Raw genomic sequence first — 20,755 nt, forward strand, 5'->3', positions numbered from 1 at the left:
GCAACGGAGACTTGCCCCCATGTCGTCGCTTGCTGACGTAGACACGCATGTCCGGGAAGTGCTGAACATCGTCAATAATCCGCTGGCCGCGCGCCGCGCCAGCGATTCAGTCGCGCAATCGTGGCTGCGCTGCCTCACGGAGTTCCGGCTCGATCCGGCGCGCTTCGTGATGCCGCCCGTCCTGACGCAGCACGAATTGACCGAGCGACGCGAAGCCGCGAGCGATCTCATCGCCTGCTCGAAGCTCGAAATGACGACGCTGTATCAGCAGCTCGCCGATCCTGAACTCGCCGTCGTGCTCGTCGATGCGGACGGCGTGATCGTGCATCAGGTGTCGTCGGTGCCGTTCGGCGAAGCGGTTGCGGCAGACGGCCTGCGCGTCGGCGCGCTATGGAGCGAGCGCGAAGCCGGCACCAACGGCATGGGCACGTGTCTCGTCGAGCGCGAATGCATCGCCGTGTGCCAGCATGAGCATTTTTATCCGCGCTATACGTCGCTCACGTGCTCGGCCGCGCCGATCTTCGATGAACGCGGCGGTGTCGCCGGCGTGCTCGACGTGACGAGCCGCTCGAAACTGCTTCAGCAGCATTCGCTCGTGCTTGTCGGCATGTCGCGGCAGATGATCGAAAATCGCCTGATCGATGCGCGCTATCGTCACGCGAACATGATCCACTTTCATAGCCGGCCTGAATTCGTCGGCACGCTGCACGCGGGCAAGCTCGCCGTCAGCGACGAAGGTGTCGTGCTCGCCGCGAGCCGCAGCGCACTCTTTCAGCTCGATCTGCGCTCGCCCGCCGAACTCTGCGGCAAGCGCATCGAGGAAGCGTTCAACGCGACGCTCGAAGACATGATCGCGCGCAGCATCCGAGGCTCGTTCCATCCGGTGACGGTGTATAGCGCGAAGGCGAACAGCCGCTTCTTTCTCATCGCGCAGACGCCGCGCGAGGCCGCCAACGGCGCGACGCGCATCCTGATGAACGATCCGTCAGCGAGCGCCCGCCCGAAGCCCGCGACGCGCAAGGACACGCGCGAAGCGCCCAGCGCCGGACGGCTCGACAAGCTCTCGCATCTGGAATTCGGCGATCCGCGCATGGCCTCGCAGATCCAGCTCGCCGCACGCGTGATCCAGCGCAAGATTCCCATCATCCTGCGCGGCCAGACGGGCACCGGCAAGGAAGTCTTCGCTAATGCGCTGCATAGCATCAGCCCGAATGGAGGCGGTGCGTTCGTCGCGGTGAATTGCGCATCGTTGCCGGAGAATCTCATCGAGAGCGAACTGTTCGGCTATCGCGCGGGTGCGTTCACCGGCGCGCAGCGTGAAGGCCGGCGCGGCAAGATCGTGCAGGCCAATGGCGGCACGCTCTTTCTCGATGAAATCGGCGACATGCCGCTCGCGTTGCAGGCGCGTTTGCTGCGCGTGCTCGAAGAACACGAAGTGACGCCGCTCGGCGCGGAAACCACCGTGAAAGTGGACTTTCAGCTCATCAGCGCGAGCCACCGCAATCTCGCCGAGCTCGTGCAGACCGGCATGTTCCGCGAGGATTTGTATTACCGGCTGAACGGCATCGAGATCAATCTGCCGCCCTTGCGTGAACGCGCCGATGCGCTCGCGCTCATCGGCCATATTCTCGAAACCGAATCCGACGAGCCGCCCACGCTTTCCGCGGAAGCGCGGCAGGCGCTGCTTTCGTATCCGTGGCCAGGCAATATCCGTCAGTTGCGGCACGTGCTGCAAATGGCGATCGCGCTGTGCGACGGCCCCGAGATCCGCTGCGCGCATCTGCCGCCGGATATCGTGAACGGCGCAGCGCCCGCGGCGCAAACGCCTGCGCGCGCACCGGCCGCGCCGGTCCAGCCGCCGCATCTCGCCGACGACGCCGACACGTCCGCGCTCAACGCGATTCAGGTGAAGGAGCGCGAAACCGTGCTGCAATTGCTGGACGAGCATCGCTGGAACGTGAGCAATGTCGCGAAGGTGCTCGGCATCAGCCGCAATACGCTGTATCGGAAGATGCATCGTCTGCATATCCGGCTGTCGCACGATACGCCCGGATCCGACAACGCCGCCTCCGACGCATGACGCCACCCACGCCCGTCCGAAGGCTCGACGAGTTCAAGCCCGACGCGCGCTTCGCGTGGTGCGTGACCGGCTCCGGTCATATGCTCGAGGAGTCGATCGCGCTGGCCTTGCGCCTGCCCGGCGTCGATCTCTTTCTTTCCGCCGCCGGCGAGGAAGTGCTGCCGCTTTACGGCTGGACGATCGCGAAGCTGCGCGAGCACTTCAAGGTGTTTCGCGACAACAGCGCGAGCAGCGTGCCTGTCGGCATGATCTATGGCGGCGAATATCACACGGTCGTGATCGCGCCCGCGACGAGCAACACCGTCGCCAAATGCGCGTTCGGCATCTCCGATACCCTGCCCACCAACCTCTATGCGCAAGCCGGCAAGCAATGCGTGCCGGGCATCGTGTTCGCATGCGATACCGCGCCCTCCGTCATCACGCAGGCCCCGCACGAATGGGTCGAAGTGAGGCCGCGCGCGATCGAGTTCGACAACGTCGAGCGGCTCGCGCACTTCGCGCACACGACCGTGGCCCGCACGCTCGACGATCTCGAAGCCGCGCTCGATCAACGCCTGTCGGACCTGAAGCTCGCATGGAACACATCGTCTTCCTGACCGGGCGGCTCGCGCAGCTGAGTCTTCAGCAAGTGCTCGAAAGCATCGCGCCCGCCGCGTCGGGCACGCCCTTTTCATGGGAAGTGCGCGAGATCGGCCTTCAGGTGGCGGGCTTGATGACGGCCGACATGATCCGCAGGCGCGTCGCGATTCCATTGACCGAAGGCACGAGCCGCATGATCGTGCCCGGCCGGTGCCGCGGCGATCTCGATGCCTTGACGGCGCACTACGGCGTGAAGGTCGAGCGCGGTCCGGAAGAAGTGAAGGACCTACCGCAGTTCTTCGGGCGCGAGGCGCGGCATGTCGATCTGTCGCGCTACGAGACGGAGATTTTCGCGGAGATCGTCGATGCGCCGCGTCTCGATCTCGACGGCATCGCGGCGCGCGCGCGCGAATACAAGCGGCAAGGCGCCGATGTGATCGACATCGGCTGTCTGCCGGAAACCGCATTTCCGCATCTCGAGGATGCGGTCGTGATGTTGAAGGAACAAGGCTATCGCGTGAGCGTCGATTCGATGCGCGATGAAGAGCTCGTGCGCGGCGGCCGCGCGGGCGCCGACTACGTGATGAGCCTCAACACCGACACGCTATGGATCGCGGACGAGGTCGCATCCACGCCGATACTCGTGCCGCGCGAGCCCGCCGACATCGCATCGCTCGATGCCGCCATCGACGTCATGTCGAAGCGCGGCCGCGCCTTTCTCGCCGACCCGATTCTCGATCCGATTCCGTTCGGGCTCGCCGCGTCCATCGCGCGCTATGTATCTTTGCGCGAGCGTTATCCCGGCGTGGCGATCATGATGGGCGTCGGCAACGTGACCGAGCTGACCGAAGCCGATACGAGCGGCATCAATGCGGTGCTGTTCGGCATGGCCGCCGAATTGCGCGTGGCGGCTGTGTTGACGACGTCGGTGAGCCTGCACGCTCGGCGCGCCGTGCGCGAAGCCGATGTCGCGCGGCGCGTGATGCATGCCGCGCGCGAAACGCAGACGCTGCCCAAAGGCATTAGCGCCGATCTGTCCGCGCTGCATGCGAAGCGGCCTTTTCCCTACGATGCCGACGAGATCAGCGTGCTCGCCGCTTCGGTTCGCGATCCTAACTATCGCGTTCAGGTATCGGCGGAGGGGGTTCATGTCTATAACCGGGACGGGCATCATGTCGCCGTCGATCCGTTCGCGCTGTATCCGCGGCTCGGCGTGGAGCATGACGGCGGGCACGCGTTTTACCTCGGCGTGCAGCTCGCACGCGCGGAAATCGCATGGCAACTCGGCAAGCGCTTCGATCAGGATCAAGCGCTCGACTGGGGATGCGAGGTCGATCGGCCGGAAGAGGATCTGATGGCCTGGCATGCGCCCGGAAGCACAAAGAAGCAGCGCTAGGCCCTCCATTTGATCGAGCATCCAAGCGCGGGATACTGCTCGGCCGGCGTCTCGTCGTTTTCCGTTATCGCACGCATCGCTTCGAAGAGATCGCGGCGCGCGTCCGGCAAGGCCTCTTTGCGCGAGGCATCGATGCGTCCGCGATAACGCAACCGCAAATCCCGGTCGAAACCGAAGCATTCCGGCGTGCACACCGCACCGTACGTTCGCGCGACGTCCTGGGTCTCATCGTGCAGATAAGGGAACGGCAGTTGCCATGCCTGCGCGACCGCGATCATGCGGTCGAAGGCGTCATCGGTGTAGACGGTCGCGTCGTTCGAATTGATGCCTGCGACGTTGATGCCGATTTGCTGCAGCGCTCGCGCGTCGCGAATGAGGTTCGGGATGGCCGACTTGACGTAGGGGCAGTGATTGCACATGAAGACGATCACGAGACCGTTCTCGCCTTTGAGCGTGTCGAGTGTGTAGGTCTTGCCGTCAGTGGCGGGCAGCGTGAGGGCGGATGCGGTTGCGCCGAGTTCCGCTGTCGGGGATTCGGTAGGCATGAGATAGCTCCCATTTTTTTCCGCTGGCCGTTCGGCATATTGGCGGGGTTGACGGAGTCGGATAGCATGAGATTTCTTTTTAGTTATCCGGAGGATTCAATGTATATATTCAGTGTCGAAGAAGCGCAGAAGGATTTGCCCAGGATTCTTGAAATGGTGGCGCAAGGGAAAGATGTCGCCATTGGTGGTGAGCGCCCGGTGCTGTTGCTCAAGGTAAGGTCAGTCGGGAACTTCAATAACGACAACCCCGAAGCGACTGGCTCGATCATCGTGATTGAGCCGGAAGACGAAAGCGCGTTCGAGGATGAAGCCTTCAAACCCTTGCCCGACGACATCATCGAACAGATGTGCAACGGCCCGATATTTCCGAAGGAGATCAATGCCGCGCACGAGAGCCGATGATGCGCGTGCTGCTCGATACTCACATCTACATCTGGCGCGTGTCGAAAGATCGTCGGCTTTCAGCGCATTTCCGTGAAGCAATCGATGACGCGAAGCAGGTATACGTCAGCACGGCCAGCATCTGGGAACTGTCGATCAAATCCGCTCGCGGCAAGCTAGCGCCCAACGGCGAGCGCGCGATAGACGAACTGGAAAGGCAGCCGTTCATCGTGCTTCCGGTCGAACTCAAGCATGCCAGAGCGGTACGAAACATGCCCGACCTTCATCGCGATCCATTCGATCGGGTGCTCGTCGCGCAAGCCCTGACGGAAGAGCTGGAATTCCTCACCGCCGACAGCGAACTCGCCGACTATTTCAACGAAGCCCTCCCCGCCTGACCCAGCGCCGCACGTTCCCCAAGCAAACGAGCGGCGCTCCCCTCACTGATACCGCTTCGCCATCGCCTCCAGCCCCATCGGCCTGATGCGATCCGCGTGCCCCGCGCACCCGAACGCCTCGAATCGCTCGATGCACAAATCGCGCGCCGCCGCCGTCGCCGCCTTCAGCGCATGCCGCGGATCGAACTCCGACTTCGCCGACGCCATCGCCCTTCGCATCGCGCCGGTCATCGCGAGCCGAATGTCGGTATCGATATTCACTTTCCTCACGCCGTTCGCAATGCCGCGCCGGATTTCCTCGACAGGCACGCCATAAGTGGCCGGAATCTCGCCGCCGTGCTCGCGAATGATCGCCAGCCATTCCTGCGGCACCGACGACGATCCGTGCATCACGAGATGCGTATCCGGAATGCGCTCGTGAATCTCGGCGATGCGGTCGATCGCGAGAATGTCGCCCGTCGGCTGGCGGCTGAACTTGTACGCGCCATGCGACGTGCCGATGGCGATCGCGAGCGCATCGATGCCCGTCGCCTCGACGAACGCGCGCGCCTCGCCGGGATCGGTCAGCAAGCGGTCGTGCGTCAGCGTGCCTTGTGCGCCGACACCGTCCTCCTCGCCCGCACGCCCCGTTTCGAGCGAACCGAGACAGCCCAGCTCGCCCTCCACCGAGACGCCCACCGAATGCGCCGCCTCCACGACGCGCCGGCTCACGTCGACGTTGTAGTCGTAGTCGGCGGGCGTTTTCTGATCGGGCATGAGCGAGCCGTCCATCATGACGGACGTGAAGCCGGAACGAATCGCCTGCTGACACACGGAGGGACTCGCGCCGTGATCCTGATGCAGCACGACCGGAATGTCCGGATGCGCCTCCACGGCCGCGAGCACCAGATGCCGCAGATACGGCTCGCCCGCATACTTGCGCGCGCCCGCCGACGCCTGCAGGATGACCGGGCTCTTCGTCGCCTCGGCCGCCTGCATGATCGCGTGGACCTGCTCCATGTTGTTGACGTTGAACGCGGGCACGCCGTATTCGTGCTCCGCCGCGTGATCCAGCAACTGCCTCAATGCGATGAAAGCCATCTTGACGTCTCCATGCGGTTGGCAAAATTCAGGCGGCCACGCGGCGCGCTTCATCGACGAGCGCGCTGGTCGTCACGCCGAAGTGCGCGAACAATTCGCTCGCGGGCGCCGATTCGCCGAAACGATCGATGCCGATCACGCCCCCCTTCAGCCCCACGTACTGCCGCCAGAAACCGGTGACGCCCGCCTCGATCGCGACGCGCGGCACACCCTCGGGCAGCACGCGCTCGCGCCACGCGTTGCACTGACGATCGAACACGGTGGTCGATGGCATCGACACCACGCGCGCGAGAATGCCCTCGTCCTTCAGCGGCGCGATCGCCGCGAGCGCGAGCGCCACTTCCGAGCCGGTCGCGATCAGCACGACGCGGCGCGCATCGCGTTCGCACGTCGAGGGCCAATCGGCGAGCACGTAGCCGCCCCGCTCGATCGCATCGATCTGCGCTTCGTCGCGCGGCACGAAGGGCAAGGTCTGGCGCGAGAGCAGAAGGCACGAAGGCCGGTCGCGGTCAATGGCGCTCACCCACGCCTGCATCGTCTCGACGCTATCGCACGGACGCCAGACGTCGAGACCCGGAATCATGCGCAGACTCGCGGCATGCTCGACCGGCTGATGCGTCGGCCCATCTTCGCCGAGGCCGATCGAATCGTGCGTGAACACGAAGACCGTGCGCGTCTTCATCAGCGCGGCCATGCGCAGCGCGTTGCGCGAGTAATCGGAAAACGTGAGAAACGTGCCGCCGAACGGCAGATAGCCGCGATGCAGCGCGACGCCGTTGAGCACCGCGCTCATGCCGAATTCGCGCACGCCGAAGTGGATGTAATTGCCCTTCGCCGGCGACGCCGACACATCCACCGCATCTTTCCAGCGCGTGAGATTCGAACCGGTCAGGTCGGCCGATCCGCCGAGCAGTTCGGGCAACGCGCGCGCGAGTCCTTCGATCGCGATCTGCGACGCCTTGCGTGTCGCCACCGACTGCCGCGCGCGGTCCGCATCGTGCACGAGCGCATGCGCCACGTCGCGCCAGTTCGCGGGCAACGCGCCGCGCACGCGCCGCTCGAACTCGGCGGCCTCGTTCGGAAATACGCGACGGTACGCCTCCATGCGGCGCTGCCAGTCGTCCTGCGCCGCCGCGCCCGCCTCGCGCGCGTCCCACAGCGCGCGAATCGACGACGGCATCTCGAACGGCGCATGCGTCCAGTCGAGCGCGCGGCGCGTGGCTTCGACTTCGTCGGCGGGAAGCGGCGCACCGTGCACGTCGTGCGTGCCGGCCATCGTCGGCGCACCGAGCCCGATCACCGTCTTGCAGCAGATGAGCGTCGGGCGCTCCGACTCGCGCGCGGCCTGCAACGCGCGCGACACTTCATCGACGTCATGGCCATCCACTGCGCGCACGACGTTCCAGCCGTAGGCTTCGAAGCGCTTCGGCGTATCGTCGGCAAACCAGCCTTCGACATGACCGTCGATCGAAATGCCGTTGTCGTCATAGAGCACGGTCAGCTTGTTGAGCTTCAGCGTGCCCGCGAGCGATGCCGCCTCATGCGACACGCCTTCCATCAGACAGCCCTCGCCCACAAAAACATACGTGCGATGATCGACGATCTCGTGTCCCGGCCGATTGAACTCGCACGCGAGCAGCGATTCTGCGAGCGCCATGCCGACCGCGTTCGTCAGGCCTTGCCCGAGCGGACCGGTCGTCGTTTCGACGCCGGGCGTGACGCCGACTTCCGGATGGCCCGGCGTCTTGCTGCCGAATTGTCGGAAGCGCTTGATTTCGTCGATCGAAAGGTCATAGCCGGTCAGATGCAAGAGCGCATAAATCAGCATCGATCCATGACCATTCGACATGACGAAGCGATCGCGATCCGGCCAGTCGGGATCGGCGGGATTGTGCTTCAGATGGCGGCCCCAGAGCGCGACCGCGATCTCCGCCATGCCCATCGGCATGCCGGGATGACCCGAGTTCGCTTGGCCGACCGCATCGACGGCGAGCATGCGCAGCGCATTCGCCATGTGTCGGATATCGGGTGAGCGATGATGCCTGGGCAACACTTCAGCGACGGCATTCATGGATGCCTCCTTTGATGCGATGTGAGAAATCTTTTTTAAGCGCGCGCGCGCCGGTCGCGTAATTGCAGAATCATCGGCGTGAAGATGAGTTGCATCGCGAGACCCATCTTGCCGCCGGGCACGACGATCACATTCGGCCGCGACATGAACGAGTCATGCAGCATCGTCAGCAGATAAGGAAAGTCGATGCCCTTCGGCTTCGCGAAACGAATCACGACGAAGCTCTCGTCGGGCTGAGGAATCTCGCGAGCGGTGAAGGGGTTCGACGTATCCACGGTCGGCACGCGCTGAAAATTCACATGCGTGCGCGAGAACTGCGGACAGATGTAGTTCACGTAATCGGGCATGCGGCGCAGGATCGTGTCGACGACCGCTTCGTGCGAATAGCCGCGCATCGTCTGATCGCGATGCAGCTTCTGAATCCATTCCAGATTGATGATCGGCACGACGCCGACGAGCAGATCGGCATGACGCGCGATATCTACTTTCTCGGTGACGGCCCCGCCGTGCAGGCCTTCGTAGAACATCATGTCGGTGCCGGGCGCAATGTCTTCCCACGGCGTGAAGGTGCCCGCGTCCTGCTTGTAATGCGCGGACTCGCCTTCGTCGTGCACGTAATGGCGATATTGGCCGCCGCCCGTTTCGCCATAGCTTTTGAACAGGCTTTCGAGCTCCGCGAGCAGATTCGCTTCGGGCCCGAAGTGGCTGAAGTTGACGAGGCCGTCGCGCTCGCTCTGCTTCATCGCTTCGCGCATGCCGAGCCGGTCGTAGCGATGAAACGCATCGCCTTCGACGATCTGCGCGTTGATCTTTTCACGCCGGAAGATATGCGTGAAGCTCTTCATGACCGTGGTGGTGCCCGCACCGCTCGAACCCGTCACCGCGACGATAGGATGTTTGACTGACATGCGCTTGTCTCCCTGTTCTAGATGTGATTAGCGCTGTTTCTATGCTTCCGTTTCCGGTAAGAACAACGAGCGCTCCTTGAACAATGGCGACGTAAAAGGCTTGTCTTCGCCGCGATCGTATTCGCCGTGATAGCGCTGAATGCGCGCGACTTCATTGCGTGAACCGAGAATCACCGGCACGCGTTGATGCAGGGCTTTCGGTTCGAGATCGAGGATGCGCTCGCGCCCCGTGATCGACAATCCGCCCGCCTGCTCGACGATGAAACTCATCGGGCTTGCTTCATACAGCAGGCGCAAGCGCCCTTCCATTTCGGGCGTCTTGAAGTCGCGCGGATACATGAACACGCCGCCGCGCATCAGGATGCGATGCACTTCTGCGACCATCGACGCAATCCAGCGCATGTTGAAGTCCTGCGCGCGGCAGCCGGTGCGGCCGTCCTTGCATTCCTGCACGTAGCGGCGCACGGGCGGTTCCCAGAAGCGTTCATTCGATGCATTGATCGCGAACTCGCACGAGTCGTCGGGAATGCGGATATCGGAATGCGTGAGCACGAAGTTGCCGACGTCGCGTTCGAGCGTGAAGCCGTGCGTGCCGTTGCCGACGGACAGCACGAGCATCGTCGATGGGCCGTAGATCGCGTAACCGGCCGCGACCTGTTCGCGGCCCGGGCGCAGGAACGAGGCGTCATCGGGCGGATCGCTCTCGTCGCCACTGCGTCTGAGCACGGAGAAGATCGACCCGACGACGCCGTTGATATCGATGTTCGAGGACCCGTCGAGCGGATCGAACGCGAGCAGATACTCCCCGCGCGGATAGGGCTCGGGGATCGCATAGACCTCGTCCATTTCCTCGGACACCATGCCCGCGAGCAAGCCGTCCCATTCGCAATGCTGCAGGAAGATATCGTTGGTCACCACGTCGAGCTTCTTCTGTTCCTCGCCGTGCGTGTTGATCGAATGCGCCGAGCCGTGCTGCCCGCCCAGCGCACCGCGCGTCAATGCGGCGGCGATCGTCTTGATCGATGCGGCGACATCGATCAGAAGCGCGGACAGTCCGCTCGCCGCTTCCGGACCGGGCTTGCGGTCCAGCGTGTCGATCAGGAACTTCGATAAGGTCGTGCGTCCATCCTGCATCGCGTTCTCCTTCGGGCGTTATGAATCGGTGAACACGCGGCTTGCGCGAATATCGCTGGCGTCGAGCTGCATGAGCGCGTTGGCATCGGCCGCGCCGCTGCCACGTTCCGCCGCGGCGAACAGCCGATTCGCCTGACGCAATCGCGCGCGGTCGAGCGCATTGCGCACCGAGCGCGCGTTGGCGAAGTTAGGCTGTTTGATGCGTCGCTCGAGATACGCTTCGAAGGCTTGGCGCGCCTCGTCGTCGAAGCGGTAATGCATGTCGGTCAGCATGTGCTCGGCGATCTGCAAAAGCTCATCGGGCGCATAGTCCGGAAACACGAGGTGATGCGCGATACGCGAGCGAAAGCCGGGATTGCTGTGGAAGAACGTCTCCATGCGCGCTTCGTAGCCCGCGAGAATCACGACGAGATCGTCGCGCTGGTTTTCCATCGTCTGCAGCAGGATTTCAATGGCTTCCTGCCCGTAATCGCGCTCGTTCTCCGGCCGATACAGGTAGTAGGCCTCGTCGATGAAGAGCACGCCGCCCATCGCACGCTTGAGCACTTCGCGCGTTTTGGGCGCGGTATGGCCGATGTATTGGCCGACGAGATCGTCGCGCGTCACCGAGACGAGATGATTGCGCCGGATGTAGCCCAGCCGGTGCAGCACTTGCGCCATGCGCAGCGCCACAGTGGTTTTTCCGGTTCCGGGATTGCCCGAGAAGCACATGTGCAGCGTGGGCGCACCCGACGCGATACCGAGCGTCTCGCGGGCGCGTTCCACGAGCAGATGCGCGGCGATCTCGCGGATACGCGTCTTGACGGGCGCGAGTCCGATGAGATCGCGGTCCAGTTCCGTCAGCACTTCTCCGATGCGCGAATCTTTGTAGAGCGCCATTAAATCGGCTTTCGTTTGAAGAGGCGCTGCTTCGAGCGTGGCTTCGGCGCTCATGATGTCGTCTCCTCATCAATAGCGCTCGCCGCTCGGGCGATCGGTTGCGTAGGTGCGGATCGCGTATCGCTGGATGCGGCTTCTGTTGTCCTGGCGTTCGAGGCGGAAGCCTCGCTCTTCTTGCGGCCGGTTGACCATGAACGAGAGACGCATGGTTTCGAAGCCACGCACCGAATCGAAGGCGTTGACCTTGATGTAGTGGTTCGGGTACGTCTTGCGGCATTCGTTCACTTCCATCAGCACGCCGGCGGCATCGTGGAGGTCGAACATGGGGAGGCCCCACATTTCCCAATAGGTGTTTCTTGGGTGGGGATCGTCGGTGTATTCGACTGAGCATGACCAGCCTTGGTCTAAGGCGTAGTTGATTTGTGACGATATCTCCTCATCGGTTAATTCTGGGAGGAAGGAGAAGGTTCCTTGGGTTATGTGCATTTTTTCGTCATCCTTATGATGTATGGGTTGGGTTTCGTGTAACTTGCTTTCGTGTCGGTCTATTAGCACTGCCCCTCCCCGGGGCGGGGGTAACTTTCTTTGCTGCTGCAAAGAAAGTCACCAAAGAAAGCAGCTTTCTCACCGCCCGCGGTCACACGCACGTTGGCCATTTTTCTCCTCAGGGAACGGCACTCGCCTAAAGAGTGCCCCTATAGGCCCAATCGGGCTTGGATCGCGCACGATCCGTCACATCGCACCGCTTAGCGAACTGGTACAGCCATTTCAAGCTCCGGCCCGCTTCGCGGCCGAGGGGTCAATCGCATGCGCGTGCTTACCGATGTTTTCCCCTGCATCCCCAACGGCAGCGCGCAGCGCTGTGCCGAAGCTATTTCGTGCTGCACCAGTGTCCTTTGCGTACTAGCTTGTCAGACCGTGCGCGATCCACGCCCGATTAGTCCTGTGAGGGCACTCTTTAGGCGAGGGCCGTTCCCCGAGGAGAAAAATGGCCAAACTACGTGTGACCGCGGGCGGTGACAAAGCTGCTTTCTTTGGTGACTTTCTTTGCAGCAGCAAAGAAAGTTACCCCCGCCCCGGGGAGGGGCAGTGCTAATAAACCAACACCAAAACGGGATCCAGCGACACAAAAAAAATCAAACCGCCACACTAGGCGTAACAGCAAAATCCGGCGTATCCGTCGAAGCATAATTAAACGTGACATCGCGCCACGTATCGAGCGCGAGCTTCAACGGCGTACAAAACCTCGCGGCAGCGTCCAACACATCCAACCCTTCATTGACAATATCGCGCCCCTCGTTCCGCGCCTTAACCATAGCTTCGAGCGCAACACGATTCGCCGTCGCACCCGCCTGAATACCTTGCGGATGTCCAATCGTCCCACCGCCGAATTGCAGAATGCAGTCATCGCCGAACAGATCGAGCAGTTGATGCATCTGCCCGGCATGAATGCCGCCCGACGCAACGGGCATTACCTTCCTCAGTCCAGCCCAAGGCTGATCGAAAAAAATCCCACGTGAAAGGTCTGGCTCGTTCCGAGCCTCGCGACACACGTTGTAATAGCCCTGCACCGACAAAGGATCGCCTTCGAGCTTGCCGACAGCCGTCCCCGCATGCGCATGATCCACACCCGCCATCCGCAGCCACTTCGCGATCACGCGAAACGAAATGCCATGATTGCGCTGCCGCGTATAAGTCCCATGCCCCGCACGATGCAAATGCAGAATCATGTCGTTGCGACGCGCCCACTTCGACATCGACTGAATCGCCGTCCAGCCAATCACGAGATCGATCATCACGATGCACGAGCCGAGTTCCTTTGCGAATTCCGCGCGCTCGTACATGTCTTCCATCGTGCCGGCCGTCACGTTGAGGTAATGGCCCTTCACTTCACCCGTCTCGGCTTGCGCGCGGCTCACCGCTTCCATCGCGAAGAGATAGCGATCGCGCCAATGCATGAACGCCTGCGAGTTGATGTTCTCGTCGTCCTTCAGAAAGTCGAGGCCGCCTTTCAGCCCTTCATACACGACACGCCCGTAGTTCTTGCCCGACAAGCCGAGCTTCGGCTTCACCGTTGCGCCGAGCAGAGGCCGACCGTACTTGTCGAGCCGTTCACGTTCGACGATGATGCCCGTCGGCGGCCCCTGAAACGTCTTCAGATACGCAACGGGAATGCGCATGTCTTCGAGACGCAGCGCCTTCAACGGCTTGAAACCGAACACGTTGCCGATGATCGAAGCAGTGAGATTCGCGACCGATCCTTCCTCGAAGAGATCGAGTTCATAAGCGATATAGGCGAAGTACTGCGGCTCGTCGGCGCGCTGATTCGGCACCGGGTCCACGCGATACGCTTTCGCGCGGTACATGTCGCATGCGGTGAGACGGTCGGTCCATACGACGGTCCACGTCGCCGTCGACGATTCGCCCGCCACGGCCGCAGCCGCTTCTTCCGGCTCGACGCCCGCTTGCGGCGTGATGCGAAAGAGCGCGATGACATCCGTGTCCTTCGGCGTGTAGTCGGGCTGCCAATAGCCCATCTCGCGATACTTCATGACGCCGGCCGCATAACGCGAGCGCGGATCGGACGGATTGCGCGCCGCCTCGACGGCAGCCTTGCTGAAATCGTTCATTCCGTTTCCTCGACAGTGAGATGAGTGAGACTTCGCCTGTTGCCCCGCTGTGATTGCAGAGTAAGCACTGGCCGCAAGGAAAGGAATTCACGAATTACTTGGCCCGGCTTAAGCGATGCCTTATTGGGTGTTAGCCCTGATGCGGTTATCGCCTAGGGGATGGGACACTTTGCTCTGATTCCGTCACAGTCGGTTCGCACGGCGGGGTAGCGGCGCTCTTCGGCATCCGCTTCATGTCATTGGCATGACGCTTGCATCGTCGAAACGCCGGCCCCCTCCCGGCCGCCTGGCGGATTCGTCCGCATCGGCAAGCAATTGAAGTGGTTATCGAGGCTGCAACTCAACTCACATGGAGGAACGCGCATGCAATGGACTACGCCGAGCTTCACCGATATGCGTTTTGGTTTTGAAATCACGATGTATATCGCGACCCGCTAAACACGGATCGAACCCGCACGACGCCGCAATGCATCCCGCATGCGGCGCCTTCGTGCGGCCCGAATTCATGCGCCGAGCCTTATGATCTACGAGACCATCGTGACGACCGCCGATCGCGAAGGCCGGCCGCATATCGCGCCGATGGGCGTGCGCTTCGAAGAAGGCTTCGCGATTCTCGCGCCGTTTCGCCCATCGGCGACGCTCGACAACGTCATCGCCACGAAGAGCGCGGTCGTCAACTTCACCACGGACGTGCGTGTGTTCGCGGGCTGCGTGACGGGCTATCAACGCGACTGGCCGACCGTGATCGCGAGCACGGTGCCGAGCGTGCGGCTCGCATCGACGCTTGCGCATACCGAGTTGCGCCTGGCCGAATTGCTCGATGACGAAACGCGTCCGACGCTGCGCATGGAATGCGTGCATCGCGAGACGCATGCGCCATTTGCGGGCTTCAATCGCGCGCAGGCGGCTGTCGTCGAAGGCGCGATTCTGGTGAGCCGTTTGTTCATGTTGCCGCCTGAAAAGGTGGATAGCGAGATTGCGTATCTGCGCATCGCGATCGACAAGACCGCGGGCGATGCCGAGCGCGAAGCCTGGCAATGGCTCTTGCAGGCGATCGAAGCGCATCGCGCGAAGGCGCTTCATTCGTAACATCCCTCTGGAGTTTTCATCGATGACCGCATTGCTCGCGAGCGTCCGCTCGTCCGACGAAGCATTCGATGCCGCGAATGCGGGCGCCGATCTGATCGACCTGAAGGAGCCGGGTGCGGGCGCGCTCGGCGGGGTCGCGATTCACGATATCGCGCGGATCGTGCGGGAGTTGCGTGCGCGGTATGCGGTGCGGCCGATCAGCGCGACCATCGGCGATTTTCCTAACGATGCGCTCGATGAGATCACGTCTCGTGTGCTTGATGTGGCTGCTGCCGGGGTTGATTATGTGAAAGTGGGCGTGTCGCCTGGTGTGGGGGCTTCGGCATGTTTGCGGCATCTGGCTGGCTTGCCTGCGGCGGTCGTGCCCGTGTTGTTGTCGGATGACGGCGTGGATCGGGAGTTGGCCGCGCTTGCCGTGCGGTTGGGGTTTGTGGGTATCGTGTTTGACACCGCCCATAAGGATGGGCGCACCTTGTTCGATTGTGTCGATGCGGAAGGGTTGGCCGGGTGCATGGCCGATGCGCGCTCTCGTGGGGTGATGACGGCGGTCGCCGGGTCTTTGGGATGGGGTGATCTTGATCGGATTCGGATGCTGTCGCCGGATATTGCGGGATTTCGCGGGGCGCTGTGTGGGGAGGGGCTTGGGCGAGGGGGGCGGCTTGATCCTGAGCGGGTTGGGAGGTGGGTGCGGGCTTTGCGGACTGCGGTTGCTGTTTGATATTTTTTCGGCTTTCGCCGGATCCCATTTTCTTGTTGGTTTATTAGCACTGCCCCTCCCCGGGGCGGGGGTAACTTTCTTTGCTGCTGCAAAGAAAGTCACCAAAGAAAGCAGCTTTCTCACCGCCCGCGGTCACACGCACGTTGGCCATTTTTCTCCTCGGGGAAAGGTCCCCGCCTAAAGAGTGCCCCCATAGGCCCAATCGGGCTTGGATCGCGCACGGTCTGACAAGCCATAACTTTGAACGCGCTGGTTCAGCACAAAATAGCTTCGGCACAGCGCTTCGCGCTGCCGCTGGGAATGCAAGGGAAACCCACGCATACCCAATTAACCCATCGGCCGCGAAGCGGGCCGGAGCTTGAAATGGCTGTACCAATAAATTAAGCGGCGCGATGTGACGGATCGTGCGCGATCCAAGCCCGATTGGGCCTTTGAGGGCACTCTTTAGGCGAGGGCCGTTCCCGGAGGAGAAGAATGGCCAAACTGCGTGTGACCGCGGGCGGTGACAAAGCTGCTTTCTTTGGTGACTTTCTTTGCAGCAGCAAAGAAAGTTACCCCCGCCCCGGGGAGGGGCAGTGCTAATAGACCGACAACAAAGCAAGTTCCACAAAAACAAAACCAAAAAGCAAAAAAACAAAAAACCTCAAACCGCCACATTAAGCAACCGATCCCTCATAACCGAAGCATCCCCTTTACTAAAAACCTCGACAACATAATTCGCATCCCGCACATAACCAGGAAACCGACGATCCAGAACCCCACGAGCAGCCAGCGCCTCCAGCGGCGCATTCGCTTCCACCTCACATGACTTCACGATCATCAACCGCTCCGCATTGAGCGAAGTCGAAAGCCACGCGGCGAGCGAATCCGACGTGGTATCCCAGTTGGTCATCGAATCGGGCGTCGAGCGCATCAAATCCGTCGGTACCCAAACCGCCACCCGCCCATCCCGCAACGCGCGCCGAATGCGATTCTCGTTCGACGCGAGCACGAGTTCCGACACCACGCCCTGCATCAGAATCGCGTACTGCGCCATCGCGAGCAAACACATGTTGTGCGCGGCGAGATCGTCGAATTGCCATTCGCGCTGATACTGCCGCACCGCGTCCGCGAAATCGCCGCCGCCCGGCACGATCACGACGCGCCCTCCGCCCACTTCCCATAGCCGCGTCAACCACTCGCGCAGCGCCGGGTCGTGACCGAGGCTACCCCCGATCTTCACCACCCACATGGTTCCTGTCCTCGTTCGATCATGCCGCCGGGCCACGCACCCGGTTCCATACCGCTCGCTGTATTCCACACGCTATCACGCCGCGCGCGGCGATGCTTCCTTCGACGAATCCACCTGCTTGCCCGCCACCATCGACGCCAGCAACGCCACCGCGACGCTCGGCGCGCACGTCGAGACCCACTCGGCACGCGCGGCGTCGTCGTCCGGCACGCCCGCTAGCCGCGCAAAGTCGATATAACCGCGCGCCTCCTGCCGCGCGAGCGCCGCCGCCAGAAACCGCCCGCATCCCGCGCCGACGATCGGCGCCGCCGCAAGCGCCGCGTCCCGCGCAATCACGCGCGCGAGATTCGCTTCGAGCGTGCGCAACTGCTCGTGCCGCCAGGTCTGCGCGAAACGCCGCCATTCGCCATCGCTCGCATCGGCGGCATCGCGGCCGATCATCCGCGCAATGCGCGCACGGCTCGCGGCTTCGGTCTTCGGGCCGTTGTCGGCGCTCGGATGCTGGTCGTGCTCGGGCCATAATTCGCCCGTCAGACGATAGACGTCCGCGGTCGTTGCGAACCATTCGTTCATCACGCCCGCCGTCTCGCCGCGAAACGCAATGCGATGCGCGACGCCGCACAACGGCGTGCGCACGACGCCCTGATAGACGAGCTCGCCGCTGATGAGCCGCTCCGCATCGTTCGCGCCGCGCGCGATCACGCGTCCATCGACGATCGGAATGATGTCGGTCGTCGTGCTGCCGATATCGATCAGCACCGCCGCCGGCACGCACGCCGCGACCCATTGGGCGGTCGCGAGCCAGTTCGCCGATGCAACGCTGCGCCAGCCCTCCGCGCACGCCGAACGCGCGAGCCAGCCGGCCTCGCCGGCGAAGAACATCGTGCGCGGGCCGAGCCGTTGCGCGAGCGTGCGCGTGAGCGTGCGCACGCCCTCGGCGCGGTCGGCGAAGCAATCGACCATCTCGCCCGTCATCGTGACGGCGTGACGCGCCGATGCGTGGCCGGCGGCGGGCCAGCGCTCGAACACGGCGCCGATCACGCGCTCCAGATGCGCCACGCCCTGCCACAACGGACACGCCCATTGCGCTACGTCCGCGAGCGCGCCCGCGCGCGTCGTCATCGAGACCTTGACGTGCGCGCCGCCCACGTCCCAGCCGAACACCGGCGCGTCGTTCGAAACCGGCGATGACGTCATGACGACGCTCCGCCGCACGCGCGCAGCAATGGCGCATCGCCGTCGAAACCGGTCACGCGATGCGCGGCAAGCAGCTCGGCCGCGAGATTCTTTCCGCCGCGCCGGCTGAGTTCCGCATACGCGACCGTCAGGCGCGGATTCACCTCGATCACGACCGGTCCGCGCTCGTGATGCCACACGACATCGATACCGACGAAACCGCGCAACCCCGGAAACGCCTCCGCGACACGCAGCGCGAGCCGTTCGAGCGCACGTCCCTGCGGGCCATGACGGTCGATGCGATCGACATCGACGCCGTCGAACTGCACGATGCGCGCGCGCCGCCCGGAGCCCGCCGCATCCGACATGCCGATGCGCTGCCGGTTGATGCTGACGAGCCGCGCGAGCCGCTCGCGGCAGATGAGCGACAGGCTGAGCGGCTCGCCATCGACCCATTCCTGCAGCACGGGATTGCGGCCCGCCGCCGCGCGCGCTTCGTATTCCGCGCGCGCGGCGGCGAGGTCGTCGTAGACATAGGTATCGAGGCCGCCGGCGCCGTCATCGGGCTTGACGACCCAGCGGCGTCCGGCGCCCGCGGCCGCGCGATCCGGTTCGAGCGCGGGCGTCGCGGCAATGCTGCGCGCGGCGAGACATGCCGCCGTCGCGCTTTTGCTCGATGCCGCGCGGATCGCTTCCTTCGCGCAGCCGAGCCAGCGCGCCTGGCCGACGGCATCGTAGAGCTTGAGCAGCAATCCGTCGCATTCGGGCGCGACGATGCAGGCATAGTCGTGCTCGCGCGCCACGCGGGCGACGAAGGCCGTGACCGGTTCGCCGGGCGCGGCGCGCACGTAGCCTGCGTCGTCATCGACCTGTTCGAAGCGCGAGCTTGCGATGGTCACGTCGATGCCCGGCAGCGCGCGCAGATCGGCGGCGATGGCGTCGCGCATCACGCGGCCTTCGACGATCAGAGCGGAGAGGTCGGCGAGGCTGCCTGCGCCCGCCACGTCCGGATCGATGCCGCCGCCGGTGAGATACTCGAATACAAAGATCTTGGTCAAAGGAAAGCCATCCATGCAGGTGATACCCGTTCTCGATCTGCTCGACGGACACGCGGTGCGCGCGGTGCGCGGCGAGCGTTCGCGCTATCGGCCGATCCAGTCTTCGTTGTGCCCCACGAGCGATCCGCTTGCGATCGCCCGCGCGCTCGTTGCCGCCACTGGCGCGCGTACCCTGTACGTCGCCGACCTTGGCGCGATCCTTTCGCGCGGCGCGCACGACCATGCGCTCGCCGCGCTTTGCGATGCCCTCGGCGACGGCTTTCGCATCTGGCTCGACGCGGGCTTCACCGCGTTTTCGCCGATGCGCGCGTCGATCGAGCGCATCGCGCGGCTGACGCAATCGCCCGCGCCTGCCGCGATCGTTCCCGTGTTCGGCACCGAGACGCTGCTCGACATGGGCGCGATCGCCGAGGCCTCCGCGAGCGGCTTCGAGCCGATTCTCTCGCTCGACTATCGCGGCGGACGCGCACTCGGTTCGGCGCACGTCGAGAGCGCGTGGTGGCCGTCGCGCGTGATCGTGATGACGCTCGATCACGTGGGCGCGCAGGCCGGGCCTGATCTCTCGACCTTTGCTTCGGTTCGCGCGCTTGCCGGTGCTCGCTCGTTGATCGGCGCAGGCGGTGTGCGCGATGAGGCCGATCTCGTGCGGTGCGCCGACGCTGGCGCGGCTGCCTGGCTTGTTGCTTCCGCTGTGCACGATGGGACTTTGGGTCGTCGCGATGTGCCTCGCGGGGGTTCAGGGGGGTGAGCTTTCAATATTTGTGCCAAGGGCTTGGGGGCTTGGGGGGCGTGTAATCCTTTGGCAAGGAGGTGTTGCATCGGGTGGTGCACGGGTGACAGTGTGTTGCATTGCGGAGCAGGTTTTTTTTGGTTTTGTTTTTGTTTCGGTTCGTGGAACTTGCTTTGTTGTCGGTCTATTGGCACTGCCCCTCCCCGGGGCGGGGGTAACTTTCTTTGCTGCTGCAAAGAAAGTCACCAAAGAAAGCAGCTTTGTCACCGCCCGCGGTCACACGTAGTTTGGCCACTCTTCTCCTCGGGGAACGGCCCTCGCCTAAAGAGTGCCCCCATAGGCCCAATCGGGCTTGGATCGCGCACGATCCGTCACATCGCGCCACTTAATTCATTGGTACAGCCATTTCAAGCTCCGGCCCGCTCCGCCGCCGATGGGTTAATCGGGTTTGCGAGTGCGTTCGTGTTCGCTGGTTTCCCTCGCATACCCGACGGCAGCGCGTAGCGCTGTGCCGAAGCTATCTTGTGCTGAACCAGTGCGCTTCGCGCACTGGTTTGTCAGACCGTGCGCGATCCAAGCCCGATTAGTCCTTCGAGGGCACTCTTTAGGCGAGGGCCGTTCCCCGAGGAGAAAAGTGGCCAAACTGCGTGTGACCGCGGGCGGTGACAAAGC

At 63.2% G+C, this 20,755-nt stretch carries 20 protein-coding genes; 9 read left to right on the top strand and 11 right to left on the bottom strand.

Annotation, left to right across the window (positions count from 1 at the left end):
* The first annotated feature begins 19 nt into the window (after window positions 1–19).
* Genes AWB70_RS33780 through AWB70_RS33790 form a run of 3 tightly spaced genes read left to right on the top strand, consistent with a single transcriptional unit; the run spans window position 20 to window position 4,055 of the window.
* Complete coding sequence (locus tag AWB70_RS33780; RefSeq protein ID WP_053569777.1) at window positions 20–2,080, top strand: sigma-54-dependent Fis family transcriptional regulator; 2,061 nt, start codon at window positions 20–22, stop codon at window positions 2,078–2,080.
* Window positions 2,077–2,676 (top strand): flavoprotein, encoded by a 600-nt coding sequence (locus AWB70_RS33785; protein ID WP_053569776.1) that lies wholly within the window; start codon window positions 2,077–2,079, stop codon window positions 2,674–2,676. Before AWB70_RS33780 ends, AWB70_RS33785 begins: the two co-directional genes overlap by 4 nt.
* Window positions 2,655–4,055: a DUF6513 domain-containing protein gene (locus tag AWB70_RS33790; protein ID WP_053569775.1), complete on the top strand. Its 1,401-nt coding sequence runs from the start codon at window positions 2,655–2,657 to the stop codon at window positions 4,053–4,055. The genes AWB70_RS33785 and AWB70_RS33790 overlap by 22 nt, the downstream gene beginning before the upstream one ends.
* Here the strand turns inward: AWB70_RS33790 and AWB70_RS33795 are convergent.
* Window positions 4,052–4,600: a thioredoxin family protein gene (locus tag AWB70_RS33795; RefSeq protein WP_053569774.1), complete on the bottom strand. Its 549-nt coding sequence runs from the start codon at window positions 4,598–4,600 to the stop codon at window positions 4,052–4,054. The two genes, AWB70_RS33790 and AWB70_RS33795, sit on opposite strands and share 4 nt — an antisense overlap.
* A gap of 99 nt (window positions 4,601–4,699) precedes the next feature.
* Between AWB70_RS33795 and AWB70_RS33800 the strand changes: the two genes are divergently transcribed.
* The gene (locus tag AWB70_RS33800) at window positions 4,700–5,002 is read left to right on the top strand and encodes a hypothetical protein (protein ID WP_053569773.1); all 303 of its coding nucleotides are present in this window, start codon (window positions 4,700–4,702) and stop codon (window positions 5,000–5,002) included.
* Window positions 4,999–5,379: a type II toxin-antitoxin system VapC family toxin gene (locus AWB70_RS33805; RefSeq protein WP_321167018.1), complete on the top strand. Its 381-nt coding sequence runs from the start codon at window positions 4,999–5,001 to the stop codon at window positions 5,377–5,379. Before AWB70_RS33800 ends, AWB70_RS33805 begins: the two co-directional genes overlap by 4 nt.
* A gap of 42 nt (window positions 5,380–5,421) precedes the next feature.
* Here AWB70_RS33805 and fba read toward each other — a convergent pair whose 3' ends face one another.
* The 7 genes from fba to AWB70_RS33840 all read right to left on the bottom strand — a co-directional run bounded on the left by fba (window position 5,422) and on the right by AWB70_RS33840 (window position 14,081).
* Window positions 5,422–6,459 (bottom strand): class II fructose-bisphosphate aldolase, encoded by a 1,038-nt coding sequence (gene fba, locus AWB70_RS33810; protein ID WP_053569772.1) that lies wholly within the window; start codon window positions 6,457–6,459, stop codon window positions 5,422–5,424.
* Between the two features lie 28 nt (window positions 6,460–6,487).
* Window positions 6,488–8,530 (bottom strand): transketolase, encoded by a 2,043-nt coding sequence (gene tkt, locus AWB70_RS33815; protein ID WP_053569771.1) that lies wholly within the window; start codon window positions 8,528–8,530, stop codon window positions 6,488–6,490.
* A gap of 35 nt (window positions 8,531–8,565) precedes the next feature.
* Complete coding sequence (locus tag AWB70_RS33820; protein ID WP_045452737.1) at window positions 8,566–9,438, bottom strand: phosphoribulokinase; 873 nt, start codon at window positions 9,436–9,438, stop codon at window positions 8,566–8,568.
* Window positions 9,439–9,477: 39 nt separating this feature from the next.
* On the bottom strand, window positions 9,478–10,572 hold the full coding sequence (locus AWB70_RS33825; RefSeq protein WP_053569770.1) for a class 1 fructose-bisphosphatase: 1,095 nt from the start codon (window positions 10,570–10,572) through the stop codon (window positions 9,478–9,480).
* A gap of 18 nt (window positions 10,573–10,590) precedes the next feature.
* Window positions 10,591–11,505 carry a CbbX protein gene (gene cbbX, locus AWB70_RS33830; RefSeq protein ID WP_053569769.1) on the bottom strand — a complete coding sequence of 305 codons (915 nt, stop codon included), beginning with the start codon at window positions 11,503–11,505 and terminating at the stop codon, window positions 10,591–10,593.
* A 15-nt stretch (window positions 11,506–11,520) separates the two neighbouring features.
* Complete coding sequence (locus tag AWB70_RS33835; protein WP_053569768.1) at window positions 11,521–11,937, bottom strand: ribulose bisphosphate carboxylase small subunit; 417 nt, start codon at window positions 11,935–11,937, stop codon at window positions 11,521–11,523.
* 650 nt (window positions 11,938–12,587) lie between these two features.
* The gene (locus AWB70_RS33840; RefSeq protein ID WP_014251670.1) at window positions 12,588–14,081 is read right to left on the bottom strand and encodes a form I ribulose bisphosphate carboxylase large subunit; all 1,494 of its coding nucleotides are present in this window, start codon (window positions 14,079–14,081) and stop codon (window positions 12,588–12,590) included.
* A gap of 363 nt (window positions 14,082–14,444) precedes the next feature.
* On the opposite strand from AWB70_RS33840, the gene pqqA reads away from it, so the two are divergent.
* From pqqA to AWB70_RS33855, 3 genes are all read left to right on the top strand, one after another.
* A complete protein-coding gene (gene pqqA / locus AWB70_RS33845) occupies window positions 14,445–14,519 on the top strand; it encodes a pyrroloquinoline quinone precursor peptide PqqA (RefSeq protein WP_008354335.1) in 75 nt (24 codons plus the stop codon).
* 81 nt (window positions 14,520–14,600) lie between these two features.
* Complete coding sequence (locus AWB70_RS33850; RefSeq protein WP_045452723.1) at window positions 14,601–15,170, top strand: DUF447 domain-containing protein; 570 nt, start codon at window positions 14,601–14,603, stop codon at window positions 15,168–15,170.
* Window positions 15,171–15,192: 22 nt separating this feature from the next.
* The gene (locus AWB70_RS33855) at window positions 15,193–15,888 is read left to right on the top strand and encodes a (5-formylfuran-3-yl)methyl phosphate synthase (RefSeq protein ID WP_053569767.1); all 696 of its coding nucleotides are present in this window, start codon (window positions 15,193–15,195) and stop codon (window positions 15,886–15,888) included.
* Window positions 15,889–16,531: 643 nt separating this feature from the next.
* On the opposite strand, the gene AWB70_RS33865 is transcribed toward AWB70_RS33855, so the two are convergent.
* From AWB70_RS33865 to AWB70_RS33875, 3 genes are all read right to left on the bottom strand, one after another.
* On the bottom strand, window positions 16,532–17,119 hold the full coding sequence (locus AWB70_RS33865) for an amino acid kinase family protein (RefSeq protein ID WP_014251667.1): 588 nt from the start codon (window positions 17,117–17,119) through the stop codon (window positions 16,532–16,534).
* Between the two features lie 75 nt (window positions 17,120–17,194).
* Window positions 17,195–18,316, bottom strand: coding sequence for a hydantoinase/oxoprolinase family protein (locus AWB70_RS33870; protein WP_053569766.1), 1,122 nt, complete (start codon window positions 18,314–18,316; stop codon window positions 17,195–17,197).
* Window positions 18,313–19,353, bottom strand: a complete 1,041-nt coding sequence (locus AWB70_RS33875; protein WP_053569886.1) for an ATP-grasp domain-containing protein — start codon at window positions 19,351–19,353, stop codon at window positions 18,313–18,315. Before AWB70_RS33875 ends, AWB70_RS33870 begins: the two co-directional genes overlap by 4 nt.
* A gap of 13 nt (window positions 19,354–19,366) precedes the next feature.
* On the opposite strand from AWB70_RS33875, the gene AWB70_RS33880 reads away from it, so the two are divergent.
* Window positions 19,367–20,101, top strand: coding sequence for a HisA/HisF-related TIM barrel protein (locus AWB70_RS33880; protein WP_053569765.1), 735 nt, complete (start codon window positions 19,367–19,369; stop codon window positions 20,099–20,101).
* Window positions 20,102–20,755 lie beyond the last annotated feature (654 nt).

Origin of the sequence: Caballeronia cordobensis (genome assembly GCF_001544575.2) — a bacterium.
Lineage (GTDB): Bacteria > Pseudomonadota > Gammaproteobacteria > Burkholderiales > Burkholderiaceae > Caballeronia > Caballeronia cordobensis.

What these genes read in the sequence shown, in the direction of transcription:
- AWB70_RS33880 (WP_053569765.1), top strand. Translation starts at nt 19,367, where the DNA reads ATGCAGGTGATACCCGTTCTCGATCTGCTCGACGGACACGCGGTGCGC.
- cbbX (WP_053569769.1), bottom strand. Translation starts at nt 11,505, where the DNA reads ATGAGCGCCGAAGCCACGCTCGAAGCAGCGCCTCTTCAAACGAAAGCC.
- AWB70_RS33825 (WP_053569770.1), bottom strand. Translation starts at nt 10,572, where the DNA reads ATGCAGGATGGACGCACGACCTTATCGAAGTTCCTGATCGACACGCTG.
- AWB70_RS33870 (WP_053569766.1), bottom strand. Translation starts at nt 18,316, where the DNA reads ATGACGTCATCGCCGGTTTCGAACGACGCGCCGGTGTTCGGCTGGGAC.
- AWB70_RS33840 (WP_014251670.1), bottom strand. Translation starts at nt 14,081, where the DNA reads ATGAACGATTTCAGCAAGGCTGCCGTCGAGGCGGCGCGCAATCCGTCC.
- AWB70_RS33780 (WP_053569777.1), top strand. Translation starts at nt 20, where the DNA reads ATGTCGTCGCTTGCTGACGTAGACACGCATGTCCGGGAAGTGCTGAAC.
- AWB70_RS33835 (WP_053569768.1), bottom strand. Translation starts at nt 11,937, where the DNA reads ATGCACATAACCCAAGGAACCTTCTCCTTCCTCCCAGAATTAACCGAT.
- AWB70_RS33805 (WP_321167018.1), top strand. Translation starts at nt 4,999, where the DNA reads ATGATGCGCGTGCTGCTCGATACTCACATCTACATCTGGCGCGTGTCG.
- AWB70_RS33790 (WP_053569775.1), top strand. Translation starts at nt 2,655, where the DNA reads ATGGAACACATCGTCTTCCTGACCGGGCGGCTCGCGCAGCTGAGTCTT.
- AWB70_RS33785 (WP_053569776.1), top strand. Translation starts at nt 2,077, where the DNA reads ATGACGCCACCCACGCCCGTCCGAAGGCTCGACGAGTTCAAGCCCGAC.
- AWB70_RS33795 (WP_053569774.1), bottom strand. Translation starts at nt 4,600, where the DNA reads ATGCCTACCGAATCCCCGACAGCGGAACTCGGCGCAACCGCATCCGCC.
- AWB70_RS33820 (WP_045452737.1), bottom strand. Translation starts at nt 9,438, where the DNA reads ATGTCAGTCAAACATCCTATCGTCGCGGTGACGGGTTCGAGCGGTGCG.
- AWB70_RS33800 (WP_053569773.1), top strand. Translation starts at nt 4,700, where the DNA reads ATGTATATATTCAGTGTCGAAGAAGCGCAGAAGGATTTGCCCAGGATT.
- AWB70_RS33850 (WP_045452723.1), top strand. Translation starts at nt 14,601, where the DNA reads ATGATCTACGAGACCATCGTGACGACCGCCGATCGCGAAGGCCGGCCG.
- AWB70_RS33865 (WP_014251667.1), bottom strand. Translation starts at nt 17,119, where the DNA reads ATGTGGGTGGTGAAGATCGGGGGTAGCCTCGGTCACGACCCGGCGCTG.
- fba (WP_053569772.1), bottom strand. Translation starts at nt 6,459, where the DNA reads ATGGCTTTCATCGCATTGAGGCAGTTGCTGGATCACGCGGCGGAGCAC.
- AWB70_RS33855 (WP_053569767.1), top strand. Translation starts at nt 15,193, where the DNA reads ATGACCGCATTGCTCGCGAGCGTCCGCTCGTCCGACGAAGCATTCGAT.
- tkt (WP_053569771.1), bottom strand. Translation starts at nt 8,530, where the DNA reads ATGAATGCCGTCGCTGAAGTGTTGCCCAGGCATCATCGCTCACCCGAT.